19 protein-coding genes and 1 pseudogene are annotated in these 19,019 nt (G+C 65.3%); 10 read left to right on the forward strand and 10 right to left on the reverse strand.

Translation table 11 applies throughout. From position 1 onward, the window contains the following. Positions 1-46 precede the first annotated feature (46 nt). Positions 47-1,564, forward strand: a complete 1,518-nt coding sequence (locus ACE103_RS18270) for an MFS transporter (protein WP_375780570.1) — start codon at positions 47-49, stop codon at positions 1,562-1,564. A 48-nt stretch (positions 1,565-1,612) separates the two neighbouring features. Here the strand turns inward: ACE103_RS18270 and ACE103_RS18275 are convergent, their stop codons facing one another. Both ACE103_RS18275 and ACE103_RS18280 read right to left on the reverse strand, forming a co-directional pair. Next, entirely contained in the window at positions 1,613-2,017 is a 405-nt protein-coding gene (locus tag ACE103_RS18275) for a cupin domain-containing protein (protein WP_375781138.1), read from the reverse strand. 101 nt (positions 2,018-2,118) lie between these two features. After that, positions 2,119-2,520 (reverse strand): Ohr family peroxiredoxin, encoded by a 402-nt coding sequence (locus ACE103_RS18280; protein WP_198964590.1) that lies wholly within the window; start codon positions 2,518-2,520, stop codon positions 2,119-2,121. Between the two features lie 145 nt (positions 2,521-2,665). On the opposite strand from ACE103_RS18280, the gene ACE103_RS18285 reads away from it, so the two are divergent. Both ACE103_RS18285 and ACE103_RS18290 read left to right on the forward strand, forming a co-directional pair. Next, the gene (locus ACE103_RS18285) at positions 2,666-3,133 is read left to right on the forward strand and encodes a MarR family winged helix-turn-helix transcriptional regulator (protein WP_375780571.1); all 468 of its coding nucleotides are present in this window, start codon (positions 2,666-2,668) and stop codon (positions 3,131-3,133) included. A gap of 144 nt (positions 3,134-3,277) precedes the next feature. After that, a complete protein-coding gene (locus tag ACE103_RS18290; RefSeq protein ID WP_375780572.1) occupies positions 3,278-3,769 on the forward strand; it encodes an EF-hand domain-containing protein in 492 nt (163 codons plus the stop codon). A 4-nt stretch (positions 3,770-3,773) separates the two neighbouring features. On the opposite strand, the gene ACE103_RS18295 is transcribed toward ACE103_RS18290, so the two are convergent. Both ACE103_RS18295 and ACE103_RS18300 read right to left on the reverse strand, forming a co-directional pair. After that, the gene (locus ACE103_RS18295) at positions 3,774-5,120 is read right to left on the reverse strand and encodes an ATP-binding protein (RefSeq protein ID WP_375780573.1); all 1,347 of its coding nucleotides are present in this window, start codon (positions 5,118-5,120) and stop codon (positions 3,774-3,776) included. Beyond that, a complete protein-coding gene (locus ACE103_RS18300; RefSeq protein WP_375780574.1) occupies positions 5,117-5,839 on the reverse strand; it encodes a response regulator in 723 nt (240 codons plus the stop codon). The genes ACE103_RS18295 and ACE103_RS18300 overlap by 4 nt, the downstream gene beginning before the upstream one ends. 288 nt (positions 5,840-6,127) lie before the next feature. Between ACE103_RS18300 and bamA the strand changes: the two are divergent. Continuing rightward, a pseudogene (bamA, locus tag ACE103_RS18305) lies at positions 6,128-8,665 on the forward strand (outer membrane protein assembly factor BamA). Positions 8,666-8,718: 53 nt separating this feature from the next. Here bamA and ACE103_RS18310 read toward each other — a convergent pair. Continuing rightward, positions 8,719-9,312, reverse strand: coding sequence for an AAA family ATPase (locus tag ACE103_RS18310; RefSeq protein ID WP_375780575.1), 594 nt, complete (start codon positions 9,310-9,312; stop codon positions 8,719-8,721). 158 nt (positions 9,313-9,470) lie between these two features. Here ACE103_RS18310 and ACE103_RS18315 point away from each other — a divergent pair, with 158 nt between their 5' ends. From ACE103_RS18315 to ACE103_RS18325, 3 genes are all read left to right on the forward strand, one after another. Further along, positions 9,471-10,088, forward strand: coding sequence for an HNH endonuclease signature motif containing protein (locus tag ACE103_RS18315; protein ID WP_223973957.1), 618 nt, complete (start codon positions 9,471-9,473; stop codon positions 10,086-10,088). Positions 10,089-10,178: 90 nt separating this feature from the next. After that, positions 10,179-11,249, forward strand: a complete 1,071-nt coding sequence (locus ACE103_RS18320) for an ABC transporter substrate-binding protein (RefSeq protein ID WP_375780576.1) — start codon at positions 10,179-10,181, stop codon at positions 11,247-11,249. 227 nt (positions 11,250-11,476) lie between these two features. Further along, complete coding sequence (locus ACE103_RS18325) at positions 11,477-12,694, forward strand: MFS transporter (protein ID WP_375780577.1); 1,218 nt, start codon at positions 11,477-11,479, stop codon at positions 12,692-12,694. 28 nt (positions 12,695-12,722) lie between these two features. Here ACE103_RS18325 and ACE103_RS18330 read toward each other — a convergent pair whose 3' ends face one another. Then, positions 12,723-13,367: a glutaminyl-peptide cyclotransferase gene (locus tag ACE103_RS18330; protein WP_375780578.1), complete on the reverse strand. Its 645-nt coding sequence runs from the start codon at positions 13,365-13,367 to the stop codon at positions 12,723-12,725. Positions 13,368-13,395: 28 nt separating this feature from the next. After that, positions 13,396-14,616: a helix-turn-helix domain-containing protein gene (locus ACE103_RS18335; RefSeq protein ID WP_375780579.1), complete on the reverse strand. Its 1,221-nt coding sequence runs from the start codon at positions 14,614-14,616 to the stop codon at positions 13,396-13,398. 152 nt (positions 14,617-14,768) lie between these two features. Between ACE103_RS18335 and ACE103_RS18340 the strand changes: the two genes are divergently transcribed. Continuing rightward, positions 14,769-14,957, forward strand: coding sequence for a hypothetical protein (locus tag ACE103_RS18340; RefSeq protein ID WP_375781139.1), 189 nt, complete (start codon positions 14,769-14,771; stop codon positions 14,955-14,957). Between the two features lie 5 nt (positions 14,958-14,962). Here the strand turns inward: ACE103_RS18340 and ACE103_RS18345 are convergent, their stop codons facing one another. Beyond that, a complete protein-coding gene (locus ACE103_RS18345) occupies positions 14,963-16,054 on the reverse strand; it encodes an adenylate/guanylate cyclase domain-containing protein (protein WP_375780580.1) in 1,092 nt (363 codons plus the stop codon). Between the two features lie 76 nt (positions 16,055-16,130). Here ACE103_RS18345 and ACE103_RS18350 point away from each other — a divergent pair, with 76 nt between their 5' ends. Further along, entirely contained in the window at positions 16,131-16,583 is a 453-nt protein-coding gene (locus tag ACE103_RS18350; protein WP_375780581.1) for an SRPBCC domain-containing protein, read from the forward strand. A gap of 32 nt (positions 16,584-16,615) precedes the next feature. On the opposite strand, the gene ACE103_RS18355 is transcribed toward ACE103_RS18350, so the two are convergent. After that, on the reverse strand, positions 16,616-17,095 hold the full coding sequence (locus ACE103_RS18355) for a Dps family protein (RefSeq protein ID WP_375780582.1): 480 nt from the start codon (positions 17,093-17,095) through the stop codon (positions 16,616-16,618). A 41-nt stretch (positions 17,096-17,136) separates the two neighbouring features. Then, a complete protein-coding gene (locus tag ACE103_RS18360) occupies positions 17,137-17,778 on the reverse strand; it encodes an HD domain-containing protein (protein ID WP_375780583.1) in 642 nt (213 codons plus the stop codon). 208 nt (positions 17,779-17,986) lie between these two features. Between ACE103_RS18360 and ACE103_RS18365 the strand changes: the two genes are divergently transcribed. Next, entirely contained in the window at positions 17,987-18,952 is a 966-nt protein-coding gene (locus tag ACE103_RS18365) for a GlxA family transcriptional regulator (RefSeq protein WP_375780584.1), read from the forward strand. The last annotated feature ends 67 nt before the right edge of the window (positions 18,953-19,019 follow it).

Genomic DNA, 19,019 nt, shown 5'->3' on the forward strand with positions numbered 1-19,019 from the left:
ACAGCGTGCGGTATGCCGTTGGCTTGCCACAACAAAAGGCCTGATCATGTCCACTGAACTGAGTCGCCGCGGCGCCGTCGTGTTGTCCGCCGTATGCCTTGCCTGCATGATGTTTGGATTGGAGATATCCAGCATTCCGGCGATCCTGCCGACGCTGGAGCGGGTGCTGCATGCCGACTTCAAGGAGCTGCAATGGATCATGAACGCCTACACGATCGCGGTGACCACGGTGCTGATGGCGATCGGGACGGTGGCGGACCGCTACGGGCGCAAGCGCATCTTCCTGGTCGCGATCGCGGCGTTCGGCATCACCTCGCTGATCTGCGGCGTCGCCGCGAGCGTCGAAATGCTGATTATCGCCCGGTTGCTGCAGGGGCTGAGCGGCGGCGCGCTGTTGATCTGCCAGATCGCCGTGCTGTCGCACGAATTCCAGGGCGGCCGGGTGCGTGCCGTCGCCTGGGGCTGGTGGGGCGTGATCTTCGGCATTGGTCTCGGCTTCGGGCCGATCATCGGTGGCGCCGTGGTCGCGCTGCTGAGCTGGGAATGGGTGTTCCTGGTCCACGTGCTGTTCGCAGCGGTTGCGTTCGTGCTCACCATCGGCGGCGTCAATGAATCGAAGGATCCGAAAGCGAGCAGCCTCGACGTCGCCGGCATCGTGACGATGTCGCTCGCCGTGTTCTGCCTCGCTTTCTACATCACGCAGGGGCCTGATCTCGGCTTCGTCAGCCCGAAGGGGCTTGCGATCCTCGGCGTCTCCGTGCTGAGCTTCATCGCATTCCTCGTTGCCGAGAGGATCAGCCGGCGGCCGATGTTCGACTTCTCGGTATTTCGGATCCCTGCTTTCTCCGGCTCGATCGTCGGCTCGGCCGCGATGAACCTCAGCTACTGGCCGTTCATGATCTATCTGCCGATCTGGTTTCATGCCGGCCTCGGCTATGACAGCGTGTCCGCCGGCCTTGCGCTGCTCGCCTACACGCTGCCGACGCTGGTGATGCCGCCCTTCGCGGAACGCCTGTCGCTGCGCTACCAGCCGGGCCTGATCATCCCAGTGGGGCTGTTCACCATCGGCATCGGATTCATGCTGATGAAGTTCGGCAGCGCCACAGCACAGCCTGACTGGTTGACGATGCTGCCGGGCTGTCTGATCGCCGGAATTGGCCTCGGCATCACCAACACGCCGGTCACCAACACGACGACGGGCTCGGTCTCGAGCGACCGCGCCGGCATGGCCTCCGGCATCGACATGAGCGCGCGGATGGTCTCGCTGTCGGTCAACATCGCGCTGATGGGATTTATCCTGGCGAGCGGCGTGCTGGCGCATCTGAAGGCCGTGCTGCCCGCGCTGGACGGCACGCAGCTCCGCAGCCTCGCGGAGCGGATCGCGGCCGGCGATGCCGCCTCCGCGCCGGAACTGACCGGGGCTGTCGTGCATCAGGCGCTGGCGAGCGGCTTTGGCTGGGTGATGCTCTATGGCGGCATCGGCGTCTGGATCATGGCCGCGGTCAGCTTCCTGATCTTCAACGCGCGGCCGGTGCGGCAGGCCGAAGTTCAATGCACCAAGTGAACCTGATGTCGCCGCGCCCGCCCCGGCGACGGGGCGGGCAGGCGGCATTCACTTCACGAGGGTCAGCGGCGGCTTGTCTTTCTCGACGATATAGGTCGCAAGCTCGCTGGCGGTGACATTGCCGACGTTCCTTGCCGCATGGATCGTGCCTGCGGGGATGAACAGCACGTCGCCCGCCTTCAGCGTTGCCGGCGGTCTGCCGTCGACATCGTATTCAAGCGTCCCGGCGAGCACATAGATGATCTCTTCGCCGGGATGCGTATGGCGGCCGAATGCCTTGCCGGGCGCGATGTCGACACGGACCTGGACGGCTTCGCGTCCGGGCGCGCTGAGGTCGTGGCGCTGCAGGTCGGTTCGCGTGATGCCGGCCGGCTGCTGCGCCTGGGCCGTCGGGATCGTCAGGAGACTTCCGGCGATCAGGGCCGCTCTTGCGAGCAGGCCCGTCGCCGTCATCAGCTTGCTGGTCATTTTGAACTCCGGGGTTTGTCGTCTGACTTGTCCGACCACGAACCGGCAAGCGGCCGATTCGCGTCGGAGGTCGTCACGCGATCGTCTCAAACGAGGGTCGTGGTAACGTCGATGTTGCCGTGGACTGCCTTGGAGTAGGGGCAGATGCCGTGCGCGGCTTCGATCAGCTGTTGCGCAACTTCGCGCTCGACGCCGGGAACGTGGACGTTGAGGCGCGCGGTCAGGAAGAAGGCGCTGCCGGCCTGGTTCAGATCGATCTCGGCGTCGACCTCGGGCTCGCTCGCGAGCTTGACCTTGCGCTGTCCTGCGGCGAGCTGGATCGCGCCGATGTAGCAGGCCGACCAGGCGGCGGCGAACAGGTTTTCGGCGGCCGGGTGCGGCTGCGGCAGCTTGACGTCGAGGAAGCCGTCGCGCGAGCGGGCGGCGCCGTTCGGGCCGGCGGTGACGTGGGTCTTTCCGGTGACGAGAACCTTTGCATTGGCGGTAATGGCGAGCTCCTTTGGTTTAATAGATCGTATCCGATCTAATCGGATGCGTGTTGAAATAGATCTCGCATTGGACCGTGTCAAGCTCTTCCGATTTAATCGGATACGATTTATATTGGACGGGACTTCACAAACTCCGGAGACGTTCGTGACCCGCACCGCCAAGGCCGAGACCAAAGGCCGAAAACTGTCGAATTTTCTGTGCTTTGCGGTCTATTCGGCCAATCTGGCCTTTGGCCGCGCCTATAAGCCGATCCTCGACGCGGTCGGCCTGACCTACACCCAGTACATTGCCATGATCGCGCTGTCGGAGGCCGACGAGCAGACCGTGAGCGCGCTCGGCGAGAAGCTGTTCCTGGAATCCAACACGCTGACGCCGATCCTCAAGAAGCTGGAGCAGAGCGGCTATATCAGCCGCGTCCGCGATCCCGCCGATGAGCGGCAGGTGCGGGTGAGCCTGACGGCGGCGGGGCGGCGCTTGCTCGACAAGGAGATCAACGCGTCGCTGGTCGACGCCACCGGGCTCGGCGAGGAATTTCCGATCGTGCAGAAGAGCGTGGTCAGGCTGCGCGACAATCTGCTGCAGCACACGCGCGGCGCTTCGAAGAAGGGTTGATGCTGCGGCAGCGGCACGTCGGTGCACGACGTGCGCCGAACCAAATTGTAACGGGCTGTATCCTTAGTGCATGCTTCCGCACTTTCGCCACGGCGCAATCGGCAACTCCGCTCCGCCTTTGGAAGACGCGGAGGAGAGTTCGACTTGCGCAGGAAGTTGCCATTCGTCTGCGGGATAATCGCGACGACAAGTCTGATTTGTACGGCGGTGCCGCTTGCCGTAGCGCAACCGGTCTCACCGGATCGAGGGCAGCCTTCGCCGCGCGCGGGCGGCGATCGTTCGCCGGCGGTCGCGGCCGAGATTTGGGATGCCAACCATGATGGCGTCTACACCTGCGACGAATGGAAGGCCTATCTCGGGCGGCTGTTCGATCGCGCCGACCGCAATCACGACGGACAACTCACGCCTGTGGAGTTCGAGGGCGTTCGTCGCGCCGGCGGCGCGCTCGCCGATGCGGATTTCGGCTATTTCGACGAGAACCAGGATGGCAGGATTACCCGCCGCGAGTTCGTCGAGAAGCCGAACGAATTCATCCTGCAGAACGACAAGAACGGCGACTGCCGCGTCACGCCGGAGGAGCTCAAGGGGTCGCCGACCGAGCAGAAGCAGCCTGGCGGCAGGGGCAAGCGATCCTGAGGGTCTAGCTGGACACCAACTCCGGAAGCGCGGGGCGCGTCGGGCTTGCCCCGCTTCGATCCGATCCAAGATGCACGGCCCCTGGCAATTTGATCCGGACAAGCAGGCCGTGCGGTGCGTTGTCGTGCAAGGAAAGCTCGCCGCCATGGCCGCATACCATGGCCTGAGCGATCGACAGGCCGAGTCCGAAGCCGCTTTTCTCGTCCATGGTGCGGGCCTCGTCGCCGCGGACGAAAGGCTTCAACATCTCCGCTCGGCGGTGCTCCGGAATCCCCGGGCCGTCGTCCGATACGTCGATGGTGGCGTGATCGGTGGATGCGGTCAGCCGGATATCTACCTCGCTGCCGAACCGCAGAGCATTTTCCACCAGGTTCGTCACGGTCCGGCTGATATCGCTGGGGCGGATCAATAGCGAAGCCCTGAGCGGGCCGTGGTAGCGCACGACATGGCCGCAATCGGAGAACTGCTCGGCTATCGTCTGCAGCAGGGCGGCTACGTTCACAAGTGTCGGCTTCGCCGCGCTGCCGCCGCTCAGGAATGACAGCACCGATTCCAGCATGGCCTGCATCTGGTCGAGGTCATGCAGGGTCTCCGCGCGCTGGGCATCGTTCTCGATGTATTCGGATCTGAGCCGCAGCCGGGTGATCGGTGTTCGCAAATCGTGACTGATGGCGGCGAGCATCCGCGTGCGGTCGTTCATCAGCGTGGTGATGCGTTCGCGCATCCGGTTGAGCGCGACCGCGGCGGCGCGGATCTCCTCCGGCCCGGTCTCGGCAAGCGGAGCGGCCGCCTGGCTGATGCTGAAATTCTCGGCGGCGCGGGCAAAGGCGGAGAGCGGAGCACTGAGCACGCGGCCGGCCCACACGCCGAGCAGCGTGACGCTCACGAACAGGAACAGGAATGTGCTGAGCCAGAAGGCGCCGAAGAACGGCGGGATCTTTGCCGGGCCGATGGTCGCCTCGAGCAGGGCGCCATCCGGCAAGCGGACCACCGTCGGCGCGGTCTTCGTGGAAACCTCCAGATCGACATCGTCGACGCCTGATGCTCCGGACGACGCATCTTCGGGCACGGCGGGACCTGCCTCGCGCAGTGCGAAATGCAGCCGGGGAAACGCCCGGTCGGCGGCCTGCAACAGCGTTGCGCGCTCGGCCGCAGGGGTCTCGGCCAGAAGCTTCGCAACCAGCTGGAACTGATGGATCGGCCTGTCCGCGAACGATTTCGGTTTCTGGCTGGTGAAATAAAGCCCGATCAGCGCGTGGATCAGCACCAGCGACAACAGGATCAGCGCGCCGATCTGGCCGCTGATCCGCCGGAAGCTGAAGAGCGCGGCAATCCTGCGGGTCCAGCTCATGCATCCTCCACATGCGGCGTGAAGATGTAGCCGCCGGTCCGCACCGTCCTGATCACCGACGGTCCTTCGCCGGTATCAAGCTTGCGGCGAAGCCGGCTGACCAGCACGTCGATGCTGCGCCCGAATGGGTTGGCAGGCCGGCTGCGCGTCATGGTCAGGAGGCCGTCCCGCGTCAGGATCCGGCCGGGCCGCTCGCAGAAGGCCTGCAGCAGGTCGAACTCTGCGCTGGTCAGCGGGACCTGGGCGCCGTCGGGATCGCGCAGCTCGCGCAGGCGAAGATCGATGGTCCAATCCTGGAAGCGCAGGCGCGCGGCGCTCTGGCCGGAGCGTCCGGCAAGACCGGCCTGGGTCTGGCGGCGCAGCACCGCATTGATCCGCGCCAGCAGCTCGCGCGGATTGAAGGGTTTGGCGAGATAGTCATCCGCCCCCATCTCGAGCCCGAGGATCCGGTCGAGGTCCTCGCCCTTTGCCGTGAGCATGATGATGGGAATCGTCGAGTCGCTGCGAAGGCGGCGGCACAAGGTCAATCCATCCTCTCCCGGCAGCATCAGGTCGAGCACGACGAGATCGAGCGAGTGTCCGGCAAGGTAACGATCCATTTCCTTGCCGTTCGAGGCGGTGGCCACCAGACACGATTGGTCGCGCAGGTAACGGGCAATCAAGTCTCTGGTCGGCAGGTCGTCCTCGACGACCAGGATTTTTGGTGTATGTGCGAGCATGGTTTACGACTGGGCCTCGTCTTCAGGTCATTTGCGCGCATTGCAGCGCGCTGGCTTAGCCACCAATCGACCAGCATGCGCATCGCTTGTGGGCGGCATTGCGCCTTTTCGTCAGCATAGTGTTTCTGAACTGTAAGCGGCGGGCGCGGCCGGAAACAAAACCGGGACGGCGGCTGCGTCGTACAGCGCTCACAGTCCCCAATCACTGGAAATATTCCCGCAATCCCGCAGCCACACCACAGCCATCACCATCCCGCCACAACGGGCGACTGGTTCGCGAGGTGTGGAATGAAGATGTGGCTGAGCTTTGTCGCAGCGCTTGCGCTGACGGGATTTTCGATCCCGGCGACGTCGGTGAACCGGCCAGTGACTTGGTCAGTGACTTGGCTGTTGTTGGCACCGGCGGCGGCCCAATCGGTCGATGCGATCGCGATCGAAGGCAACCGGCGGGTCGAAGCGGAGACCATCCGCTCCTATTTCAGGCCGGGGCCGGGCGGTCATCTCGACCAGGCTGCGATCGACGATGGACTCAAGGAGCTGGTCGGGACCGGGTTGTTCCAGGACGTCAAGATCAATCACGTCGGCGGACGGACCGTCGTCTCGGTCGTCGAGAACCCGGTGATCGACCGTGTCGCGTTCGAGGGCAACAAGAAGGTCAAGGACGAGCAGCTCTCGGCCGAGGTGCAATCCAAGCCGCGAGGCACGCTGTCGCGGCCGATGGTGCAGTCGGATGCGCTGCGGATCGCCGAGATCTATCGCCACTCTGGCCGCTACGACGTGCGCGTCACGCCCGAGATCATCGAACGCTCGAACAACCGCGTCGACCTCGTCTTCACCGTCGACGAGGGCGCCAAGACCGGTATCAAGACCATCGAGTTCATGGGGAACAACAGCTTCACGGCGGCGCGGCTGAAGGACGTAATCAAGACCCATGAGACGAACTTCCTGAGCTTCCTCGGCAGCGCCAACATCTACGACCCCGACCGCGTCGAGGCCGACCGCGACCTGATCCGCCGCTTCTACCTGAAGCATGGCTATGCGGACGTGCAGGTGTAGGCCGCGCTCGCCGAATATGACCGAGAGAGCAAGGGCTTTCAGGTCACCTTCAAGATCGATGAGGGACAGCAGTACCGCGTTGCGACGGTCAGCTTCCGCTCGACCGTTGCAGGCTTCGATCCAAGTATCCTGCGTCCGCTTTCGCGGGTCAGCGAAGGCTCGCTCTACAATGTCGAGGCGATCGAGAAGTCGGTCGAGGACATGCAGATCGAGGCGTCGCGCCGCGGCTACGCGTTCGCGGTGGTCCGTCCGGACGGCGAGCGGAATTTCGAGGCCCACACCGTGGGAATCATGTTCCGCGTGGAGGAGGGGCCGCGCACCTATATCGAGCGGATCGACATTCGCGGCAACGGCCGTACCCGCGACTACGTGATCCGGCGCGAGTTCGATCTCTCCGAGGGCGATGCGTATAACCGTGCGCTGGTCGATCGTGCCGAGCGGCGGCTGAAGAATCTGGACTACTTCAAGACGGTCAAGATCACCACCGAGCCCGGCTCGTCGAGCGACCGCGTGGTCCTGATCGTCGATCTGGAGGAGAAGTCGACCGGCGACTTCTCGGTCTCGGGCGGTTACTCCACGACCGACGGCGCGCTCGCCGAGGTCAGCGTCTCCGAACGCAACTTGCTCGGCCGCGGCCTGTTCGCGAAGGCAACCGTCAGCTACGGCCAGTACTCGCGCGGCCTGTCGCTGTCCTTTGTCGAGCCGTATCTGCTCGACTACCGCGTCGCGCTCGGGCTCGATGCGTATTACAAGGAGCAGCTGCCGACCGACTACACGACCTATGGCGTGAAGACGATCGGGTTCGCGCCGCGGCTGGGTCTCGCCTTGCGCGAGGATTTGACGCTCCAGTTGCGCTATTCGCTCTATCAGCAGGAAATCTCGCTCGATAGCGCCTACAACAACTGCAACAACAATGCCTCCAACACCTCGCTCGCGTTCAACCCGACGCCCGCTTACATCAAGGACGTGCTCGGCGGCGTCGATCCGACCAACTCGGTCTCATCAGGACTCTATGGATATGGTTGCTACGGCGACGGCGAATCCACCTTGCCGGTGCGCAAGGAGCTCGCTGCGGGCGCGACCTGGACCTCGGCGATGGGCTATACCCTGACCTACAACACGCTCGACAACAACAAGAACCCGACCGACGGGCTGCTGATCGACTTCAAGCAGGATTTCGCCGGCGTCGGCGGCGACGTGACGTATCTGAAAAGTGCGGTCGACGCGAAATACTACACGCCGCTGGTGTCCGACCTCGTCGGACTGATCCACCTGCAGGGCGGTGTACTCACCAAGGTCGGCGACAACGATCTGCGCATGCTGGATCATTTCCAGATGGGGCCGAACCTCGTGCGCGGCTTTGCCACCAACGGCATCGGGCCGCGTGACATCACTTACGCGAGCTTCGGCGCGGTCGGCGATGCGCTCGGCGGCACCAAGTACTGGGGCGCCTCGTTCGAACTGCAGATGCCGTTCTGGTTCCTGCCGTCAGAGGTTGGGTTGAAGGGGGCGGTCTATGCGGACGCCGGCTCGCTGTGGGGGTACGAAGGGCCGACGTCGTGGACCGCGACCGGCGAGGTCAACACGCCGGCGTGCCCGACCTGCGGCTTGCAATACGATGACCAAAACGTGGTGCGAACCTCGGTGGGCGTCGGCCTGATCTGGGCATCGCCATTCGGGCCGCTGCGCTTCGACTACGCGGTGCCGATCACCAAGGGCAAGTACGACATCGTGCAGGAGTTCAGGTTCGGCGGCGGGACGTCGTTCTGAGCTGGCAAGCGTGCCGCTAGACTAGCCGACAAAGCCGCGGGGCGACGGTCTGATCAGTCTATCGATGCCGGGTTGCCGCCAAGCGTCGCCAGCACGAAATCTGAGCGCTTGGACGGCGCTATCTTCGGCAGGCTGATGACGTCGTAGCCGAGCGTGGGAAACGCCTCCATCAGCCGCTGATACTCCGCCATCGCCGCCTCGAAGTCGTGCCGTCGCTCAGCATCGGTGACGTAGATCTCCGGCCACGGCGGCGTCATGAACACGCGCACGTGGTAGCGATGGTCGGAGCAGATCGAGCGCAGCACCGGCTCGCCCGTTAAAGCCTCCAGCGCTGACGCGGCGTCGACGAGGCCGCGATCGAAGAACACCCAACCGGAATGGGCCTCGGCCATCGCCATATCCTTCATCGCGACGTCAATGGCGCGGCGCAGGAAGGCCGCCGGATCGACCCAGGGCAGGGCGTTGCCACCGGATGCTTGCTCCTCAGCGATAATGCGGCGGCCGGGCTCTTCGACGACCGGATAGCCGCGTGCGCGCAGTTCGGCCAGCAGGGTCGATTTTCCGCCGCCGGAGCAGCCGGAGATCAGGACGAAGCGATTTTCCAAGCGAGTCCTTCGATAAGCATGAGACGGCGCGGGCAGGTGCATGACACGAATGTAGAGCGCCTCATCTAACCCGACCTGACAGCCCGCAATCGGTCACCGAGCCGCTCATTGATATTCTCGACACGAGGCAGCACGCCTAAAGTGAAGCCCGCTCATGGTTTCGCGTTTCCCACTGACTGTTCGGAGAGCTGGCTATGGCTATGAGGCAGTTTTCAGAGAATCTTCCGTCGAAAGGGCAAATATATGACTATTGGAAGCACCGGCTTTCTCGGTTGTACTTTCATGTCGAGCCGAGGAAGCCACGCTGCTGGGCTTGCGGCTTTAATTATGGCTCAAGGTACGACATCAAGCGGCCGGACGTGGGTTGGGACGAAATCCTGCGACATTGGGACCGTATTCCCCTTCAACGTTGTCACATAATTCCCAGATCGCTCAGTGGACGCGACAATCTGTCAAACCTATTCTTGCTGTGCCGCGAGTGCCACGATCTGATGCCCAATACGAATATTCCTGAGGTGTTTTTCCGGTGGGGTCGCACCCAAAACTGGGAGTCTCGCGAGGATGCCAAGCTTCGAGACGCGATGAGAGCCTTCCGCGTCGACGCGGACAGCTTGCGACATCTCGATCAGGTGATTAACTCATCCGAGTTCAGATCTTGGATGTCGGGCAAATTTGGGTTGCATCGCCCACAATCAAACTACGCGCCGATTTCTTCGCGGCTCACGCCGGCTACGCTTGTAGGGTTGGCTGTCCATTATCATCGTGAATTCGCCGCGCATCTTGGAGATGGCGGGGCGCACCCCGCAAGTAAGCAATAGTCGCACGGTTGCGCGCTTAACCAATCCTTTCAAGCCATGCAGGTAAATTTGGCCGAGGTTGCGCTTGTCGGCGGTATGAATCGAGGACACATGGCATCACGCTTGATCAGCTGCATGGCGTTCATGCTGCTACTTGGGCCCACAGCGCTGCTTCCTTCGCGCGCAGCTGAAACCAGCGCGCCGATCCGCATCGGCGCGGTGCTGCCGTTCTCCGGTGGCGTTGAGCTGTACGGCCAGCAGGCCAGGCTCGGGCTCGATCTTGCCGCTGGGGATATCAACGCTGCGGGCGGCATTCTCGGCCGGCCCGTGGAGGTGATCTATGCCGACGACAAGACGCGGCCGGAGTCGGCCGCCGAGGCCATGCGTTCACTCGTCGAGAAGGACGGCGTGCTGGCCGTGGTCGGTCCGATCACCTCGCGCAATCTGAATGCGCTGGTGCCGCTTGCCGAGAGCTCGAAGACGCCGTTGCTCTACGCCACCAATTACGAGGGCGGCAAATGCAGCCGCTATCTGTTTTCGTTCGGCGCGGTGCCCAACCAGGAACTCGGGCAGCTGCTGCCCTACATGACGCAGACCTACGGCAACACGTACTTCCTGCTCGGCGCCGATCGGGTCTGGCCGCATCAGATGTTCGGCATCGCGCAGCCCTTGATCGAGAAGCTCGGCGGCGAGGTGGTTGGGACGAAATACACGCTGGGGACCGAGACGGATTTTTCCCCGCTGATCAAGGAGGTCGCTGCGAGCAAGGCCAAGGTGCTGCTGTTCGCGCTGAAGGGGGACGGGATGGATTTCATCCGGCAGGCCGACGAGGCGGGGTTGCTGAAGGACATCACCGTCGCTTTCCTCGGACTGTCCGAGGTCGATCTGGGCATCTTCCGCGGCAAGGGCCAGAACATGGTGGCGGTGGTGCCGGCGGTCGCGGCGAGCGAGGATCCAGCCGTGAGGGCGTTCGTCGCAAAGGCGCGCGCCGCCGCAAACCCGGGCGTCGCGGTGTCGAACTATGTGATGACGCACTACAACACCCTGATCGCGCTCAAGGCAGCGGCCGAGAAGGCCGGCAAGCTCGACAAGGAGGCGATCATCGACGCGATGGCCGGCCTCACCATTGCGTCGCCGACCGGCCCGGTGACGCGCTCGGCCAGGATCACCACGCGGCGATGAACATGTTCATCGCCAAAACGCAAGGTACCGAGCTGGTGCAGGTCCGGCCGCTCGGCGAGATCGCGCCGCAGCCCGGATGCAGTTTGGCTGGCCGCTGAGGGTCGGCCGCGTATGAGCCTTGAAGGCCGCCACGGTCGCAAAAAAGTGAGTTAGGGCGGTCGTCCGCTGTCGGTTCCAACCCGGTCCGTTCGTCTTTCAGCCAGAACGCACTGCATGGGAGTTCCGGAATGACCAACTCGACCTATCGCTGGGTAATCGTCGCGGCCGGCGGCCTGCTTGGTTGCGTCGCGATCGGCGGCATGTTCTCGCTGCCGGTGTTCCTGCAGCCGATGGCGCGGGAGACCGGTTGGTCGGTGACCGGCATCTCCAGCGCGATGACGATCGGCTTCCTCGCGATGGCCTTCACCAGCATGATCTGGGGCACGCTGTCCGACCGCTTCGGGCCGCTCCCGGTGGTGCTGACCGGATCGGTCGTGCTGGCGGCAAGCCTCGCGCTCGCAAGCCAGGCACCGTCACTGCTGGCATTTCAGCTTCTCTTCGGCGCGCTGGTCGGCGCGGCGACGGCGGCGATCTTCGCGCCGATGATGGCCTGCGTCACCGGCTGGTTCGACACCCATCGCAGCCTCGCCGTCTCGCTGGTGTCGGCCGGCATGGGCATGGCGCCGATGACGATGTCGCCGCTCGCGGCTTGGCTGATCTCCCACCATGACTGGCGGACGTCGATGCTGATCATCTCAGGCGTGGTCGGCGCGATCATGATCCCGGTCTCGCTCTTCGTACGTCGGCCGCCGGCGCTGCAAGGCGGCCACGCCGAAGCGGCGAGCACGGACGGTGAGCCGCCGATGTCGCTGGCGCAGGCGCTTCGCTCGCCGCAATTCATCATCCTGATCGCGACCAATTTCTTCTGCTGCGCCACCCACTCCGGACCGATCATCCACACGGTGAGCTACGCGGTCACTTGCGGTATTCCGATGGTCGCGGCGGTGACGATCTACAGCGTGGAAGGGCTCGCCGGCATGGGCGGCCGCATCGCCTTCGGCCTGCTCGGCGACCGTTTCGGCGCCAAGCGCGTGCTGGTGCTGGGGCTGCTGGCGCAGGCATTCGGCGCGCTCGGCTACGTCTTCGTGCGCGAGCTGGCCGCGTTCTATGCGGTCGCGGCAATCTTCGGCTTCATCTATGCCGGCACCATGCCGCTGTATTCCGTGCTGATCCGCGAGAATTTTCCGCTGCGGATGTTAGGCACCGTGATCGGCGGCACCGCGATGGCCGGCAGTCTCGGCATGGCGACCGGCCCCTTGGCCGGCGGCCTGATCTACGACACCTTTGCGAGCTATACGTGGCTCTATGTTGGCTCGTGGGCCGTCGGCCTCGGCGCGTTCCTGATCATGATGACGTTCCGGCCGATGGCGGCGGCGCGGTCCTCAGCGGTGCCGGCGCCGGCGTGAGTCCGGTGCGCACGTGAAGCCGTTTGCTTCACGCGCGGCTGCGCTTCGGCCGCCGGATCGCGCGCACCTTGTTGTTGGTCGAGCCGCTGCCGCAGAAGAACCGGTCCTTGCCGTCGGACTCGAGCCCGGAGACGAACACGCCTTGCGGCATCTCCAGTCGTTCCATCACCTCGCCGCTCTGCGGATCGATACGGCGGACGTCGCTCTGGTCCTCTTCCCAGGTGCCGTGCCAGAGTTCGCCATCGACCCAGGAGACGCCGGTGACGAACCGGTTGCTTTCGATGGTGCGCAAAACCTTGCCGGTTTCTGGATCGACCTGAACGATGGTGCGGTCGCGGTACTGGCCGACCCACAGCGAGCCTTCAGCCCAGGCAAGACCTGAGTCGCGGCCGCCGCCGGGCGAGGGGATTGTCGACACCACGCGTCCGCTGTTCGGCTCGATCTTCAGGATGAGGTCCTCGGCGATCTGATAGAGGTGCTTGCCGTCGAAGGCGGTACCGGCATGGGCCGCGATGTCGAGGGTGCGGGTGGTGTCGCCGCTGTCGGGATCGAAGGCGACGAGCCGGCCACCGGCCGCGAACCAGACCTGCTCGCCGTCGAAGCTGACGCCGCCCACGCTCTCGACGCCCTCGAAGGCATATTCCCGGATGATCTCGGCCTCGGACTTCTTCATGCGGCGCTCCTGTGACTGCGGTTTGATGCTAGCCGTTCGGCAGCGGGGCAGGGAGTAACAACGTCGTCGTGAATCCCGGTACCGGGGGCGTCATCCAGCGCCGGGCGCGGGCGCGGCCGACCGATTGCACCTTGCCGGTGGCGGCCAGCGCGTCGAGCGCGCGCTGCACGGTGCGCTGGCTTGCCCCCAGCGCGACCGAGAGCGCCGAGCTCGACCAGGCCTCGCCGTCGGCGAGGAAGGCCAGCACTGCCGCATGTTCCTCCTCGACCGGCAACGCCAGCACGGTGACCTCGCGGCGGCCATGCGGCTCCAGCACGAAGCCATCGGGCGTCGCGCTGACATCGGCGAGCGGCAGCAAGGCCCGGCGTAGCCGTCCGATCTCGACCCGCAGCCGCGCACGGTGCGATTCATCGGCATGCTTGCCGCGAAACGCGCGTGCGATCAGCATGCCGCGCGACACGTCCTGCGGCCAGGCTTCGCCGAGCGCGCGGGCGAGCGCGAACAGCACCGGCCGCCGCGTCAGCGAGACCGTGGTGCCGCTATCGCGCACCACGTAGCGGCAGGCGTCGACGACGAGCGCCTTTGAGGCCATCAGGGCCTCGACCTCCGCGAGCAGCAGCGGCCGCTCGTGGCCGCGCGCGATCAGGCGCGCTGCCGGTGTGGCGAGCAGGTTCGCGGTGCTTTCGACCTCGGCTGCAAGCTCGGCGATGCCGGCGCGACGCGCGGCATCCCTTGCCCGTGCCAGCGCCTCGCGCGCCGGCTTGGTCCGCAGCCGCCGCATCGCGATCCCGGCGACGACCAGTTCATGTCCGACCCGCAGCGCCGGCGGGAAGGGCGCCGGGTCGAGGTCATCAAGCATGCGCTCGGCCGCATCGAGGCTTCCGATCAAGAGCAGGCGGCGGATTTCGAGATAGCCGGCGTGTGCGGCGTTGAGCGCATCGCCACGCGCCGCGAGCGTCGCGCGCGCCGCGGCGAGGCTCTTGCTCGGAAAGGACAGGTCGCGCGACACCAGCGCGATCTCGGCTTCGGCGACCACGCAGCGCGCTCGCGCGATGGCTTCACGCGGGCCGAAGGCGCGGCCCGCGCGCCGCAACAGCTCCTTGGCGCGGGTGAAATCGCCGAGCCGGGCCATCGCGATGCCGCGCAGCGCCAGCGCCGGCGCATCGTCGCGCAGGGCCACCCGTTTCAGTGCGCCGAGGGGATCACCCGCCGCGAGCGCGCGCGCCGCAGCGGTAATCAGCGAGTCCATTCGAATCCCGACACACTTGTCACTCTCGCCCTCCGAGGCCCGGTCCTAGCCTAGCACATGACGACATGGATCATCTCCAGAGAGATCGAATGATGACCGGAATCGAGACACATGAGGATTGGTTGAAAGGCCGCATCAGTGGCCGCGGTGCCATGTTCGCGCGCGGGCTGTCGCTAGCGGCGGCGCCGACCTTCGCCGTGATGGCGCTGGTAGCGGCGCTGGCGCCGGCCGACATGATCTGTGGCGCCATGCAGGGACCGTTCTCGTTGCAGGGGATGGTGCCGATGTACGCGCTGATGAGCGCATTTCATCTGGCGCCGTGGTTGCGCCTGTTCCGATGACCGGCTCATCCCTCCGGCAGCGTGAAGACCGCGCAGGGCCGCGCGATGCCGCGCAGCTCATGGGTGCCGAGCGCGACCAGCGGCGTCTCGGTCTCGGCGGCGAGTGCCCCCGAGACCAGCACGGCCTGCTCCAGCGGCTTGCACAGGCCTTCCAGCCGGCTGACCAGATTGACCGCCGCGCCGATCGCGGTGAAGTCGAGGCGGTCGGCAGCGCCGATATTGCCCCAATGCACCTCGCCGAGATGCAGCGCCACGCCGAACGGCAGTGGCGGCAGGCCGTGCTTGCGCCGCTCGGTATCGAGATGCGCCATGCCGACGCGGGCCGCCGACACCGCGCGCAATGCCGCCTCGCATGCGCTGCGCGCGCTGGTCGTGACCGGAAAGATCGCGAGCAACCCGTCGCCGATGAATTTCAACACCTCGCCGCCGAAGGCGTGGATCGCGCCGGCGATGCGGTCGAACCAGGCGTCGAGAGCCGCGATCACCTCGGCAGGCGGATGGCTTTCGGAGAGCGCGGTGAAGCCGCGCAGATCGGCAAACAGCAGCGCCGCCCGGATGGTTTCGCCGGTGTTGCGCCGCAACGGCGATGCCAGCACGCGCGCCGCGCTGCGCCGGCCGAGATAGGCCTCCAGCGCAGCCGTCAATGTCGCACGCGCCGCGAGCGCGGCGAGCGGTGCGGCCGTGAAGCGCGCCGCCTCGCGCAATTGATCCGCCTCGGCCGGCGTGAAGGCGCGGGTCCCGATCCAGCCGAGGGTCGGGCCATCCGGCCGCGTTCCGATCGTGTCCTCGTGGATCGGGCCGGGTGCGAGGCCAGCGAGCCAGCGCCGGCCGGCATCGCCGGATCCGACCATACCGGGCATGGCAAAGGGTTGTTCCGGCGCGAAGCCGAGCGCCTCGATGACCTCGCCATTGCCGGCGCGCCACAGCCAGGTGCGCCTTGCGATCAGCGGGTGCGGAACTTCGAGCGTGAGCGCACCGCCGGCAAGCGGCAGGCCATCCGTGATAAGATGGTGACCCAGATCCGCCAGTAACCGGTTGGCGCTCGCGGTCTCGGCCGCGGCGTCGACCAGCCAGCTCAGTGTCGAGGACAATCGCATCACCCCATCATGGGGTTGATGCGCCGCTCTTGTCACGAATTATCCCTGAAGACCCACCGTCAATGGAGGAGGATCGATGACTGAAGCCTTCATCGTTCAACGCGAGATGCAGATCGCAGCGCCCCCCGCAACCGTGTTCGCCTTCCTGACCGATCCGCAGAAGATCGTGAGCTGGATGGGGCTCGAGGCTGAGACCGAGCTGCATCCCGGCGGGCTCTATCTGCTCAAGGGTGTCTCCGGCGATCTGTCGCGGGCGGCGCGCGGCGCGTTCCGCGAGGTCGTGCCGGTGCATCGTCTCGCCTACAGTTTCGGCTGGGAAGGCGGCGCGGAAGTGCCGCCGGGATCGAGCCTGATCGAGATCGACCTGATCAACAAGGACAGCGGCACGCTGTTGCGGATGACCCATAGCGGATTGCCCAACGCAGAGCAGTGCGCGAGCCATAGCAAGGGTTGGACGCACTACCTTGCCAGGCTCGCGCTCGCGGCAGCGGGGCGAACTCCAGGCCCCGACCGCGGTCCGCACAGCTGAACTGGCACGCTGGAGCGGTTCAGTCTGTTCGGTCATTTGACGTCGAGCGTCGCGCGCAGCATCCAGGCGTGCTTCTCGTGTGCGGTGGTGCGGACGTTGAGCATATCCATCGTCGCCTGGTCGGCGGCGGACTCGGCGACCGCGAAGGCATCGCGGATGGTCCTCACGGCGGTCTCGTTGTCGTGGAGCAACTCGGCCACCATCGCCTCCGAGTCGAGGCTGGCATAGCCGTCCTTGATCGCCGTGAGCTTGGCGAATGCGGAATAGGTCTGCGGCACCAATTCGCCGAGGGCGCGGATGCGCTCGGCGATATCGTCGAGCGCTTGCCATTGCTCGCGGTACTGCCCTTCGAACAGCGTGTGCAGCGCCTGGAACGTCGGACCCGTGACGTTCCAGTGGTAACCATGCGTCTTCAGGTACAGCGCGTAGGTGTCGGCCAGCACCGTCGAGAGCGCCGCCGCGATGTTGGTCCGCTCGGCCTCGGCGAAGCCGGTGTTGACGGCGATGGTCATGGTGTTCTCCTTCGCGGTTCGGATTGAAATTCGGCGCGCGGTCATGTCGGCCATTTCGAACCGAGGATGATCGAGCAGAAGTTCACCCGTGTGTAGTTCATGTCCTTCCGCGCCAGCACGTCGGCCTTGACGTTGCCGAAGGTGGTCAGCGGCTTCTTGATGGTGCCGGCCGCGAAATGATCGATGATGCTCTCCTTGAAGTTCGCCTCGCGCGGATGATGCGCGCAGACATGGTCGCGGTGCTCATGCGAGAAATCGTCATAGGCGATGCCGAGCACGTCCATCTCGACGCCGGCGGTGACCAGCGCGACGGTCGGACGCATATGCTCGGGGATGCCGGGCGTGGTGTGCAGCGCGATCGAGGCCCAGACGTCATCGATGTCGCGCTCGGCGACGCCGTAGCTCTTGAGGAAATCGCGCGCGGCGTTGGCGCCGTCGACCTCGAAGCGCAGGTCCGGGCTCGCATGCCTGGCGGTGAGGCCCATGTCGTGGAACATGGCGCCGACATAGAGCAGCTCGGGATCGAACTTCAGCTTGCGGCGATTGCCGGTCAGCGCGCCCCAGAAGAACACGCGGCGGCTGTGATTGTAGAGCAGGTCGTCCTCGGTATCGCGCACCAGCTGGGTCGCGGCGCGGGCCATGGCGCTGTCGGGTACATGGATGCCGGCGATGATCTCGGTCATTTCAAGACGCTCCTCGATATGGCAAGACGATGCCGTGGCATGCGAACACGCGGGGCGCGCCGGCGTCGTCTCTGCGGTGGGTCCGGATCGCCTGGTGGCGTGATCCGTGGTGTGGTTGTCGCCCGTCTCGGCCTGATCCCGCAACGATCGTGCGCCGCCGGATCGGGCCAACGAGACATCGTTTCGCGCCAGCGGGCAGGGAGAAGGTATGGCGGTTCAGAAAGTGGCGATTGCGATTCACGAAGGGGTTCAGGCGCTGGATGTCGCCGGTCCGGTCGATGTGTTCGCGGAGACCAACGGTTTTGTCGCTGATGGCGACGGCTATGAGACGGTGCTGGTCGGTGCCAGCCGCGAACCGCTGCGCGCATCGAACGGCATGAAGATATCGGCCGACCTCAGTTTCGATGAGGCAAACGAGAAATTCGACATCCTGCTCGTCGCCGGCGGGCCGGCATTGCCTGATGCCGAGCCGGATCCGGCGCTGACGCAGTGGCTGCGCGGGGCGCCCGCGCGCGCCGAGCTCTACGGTTCGATCTGCACCGGCGCCTTCGCGCTCGGTCATGCCGGGCTTCTCGACGGTCACAAGGTGACGACGCATTGGCAGAACGCGCAGCATCTCGCGGCGTGCTTTCCGGATGCCGAGGTGATCTTCGACCGGATCTACATTCGTGACGGCAGACTGATGACCTCCGCCGGCGTCACCGCGGGCATCGATCTCGGGCTCGCGCTGGTCGCCGAGCGTCATGGGCCGCAGGTCGCGGTCGCGGTGGCCAAGCGGCTGGTCGTGGTGGCGCAACGCCAGGGTGGGCAGTCGCAGTTCAGCCCCTATCTCACCGCGCCGGTCGACGAGGATTCGCCGATCGCGCGCGCGCAGGCGCACGTCATGCAGCGTGTCGGCGAGCGCCACACCTTGCAATCGCTGGCCGAGGCCGTCGGCATGAGCGTGCGCAATTTCGGCCGCGCCTTTGCGCAGGAGACCGGCATCACGCCGCACGAATTCGTCGAGCGGGCGCGGGTCGACGCCGCGCGCCGGCTGCTCGAGGGCAGCGATCGGCCGCTCAAGGCGGTTGCGTTCGACTGCGGCTTCGGCTCGGCCGACCGCATGCGCATCGTGTTCACCGAGCGGCTCGGCGTGTCGCCGGCGCAGTACCGCTCGAGTTTTCGCAAATTGTGACGCCGTTCATGAAGCCGAGCATGCCGCCAGCGTAGGATCGAGATCGTCGTTGCCGGCAACATATCTT

This window comes from Bradyrhizobium sp. ma5 (assembly GCF_042258955.1).
Lineage (GTDB): Bacteria > Pseudomonadota > Alphaproteobacteria > Rhizobiales > Xanthobacteraceae > Bradyrhizobium.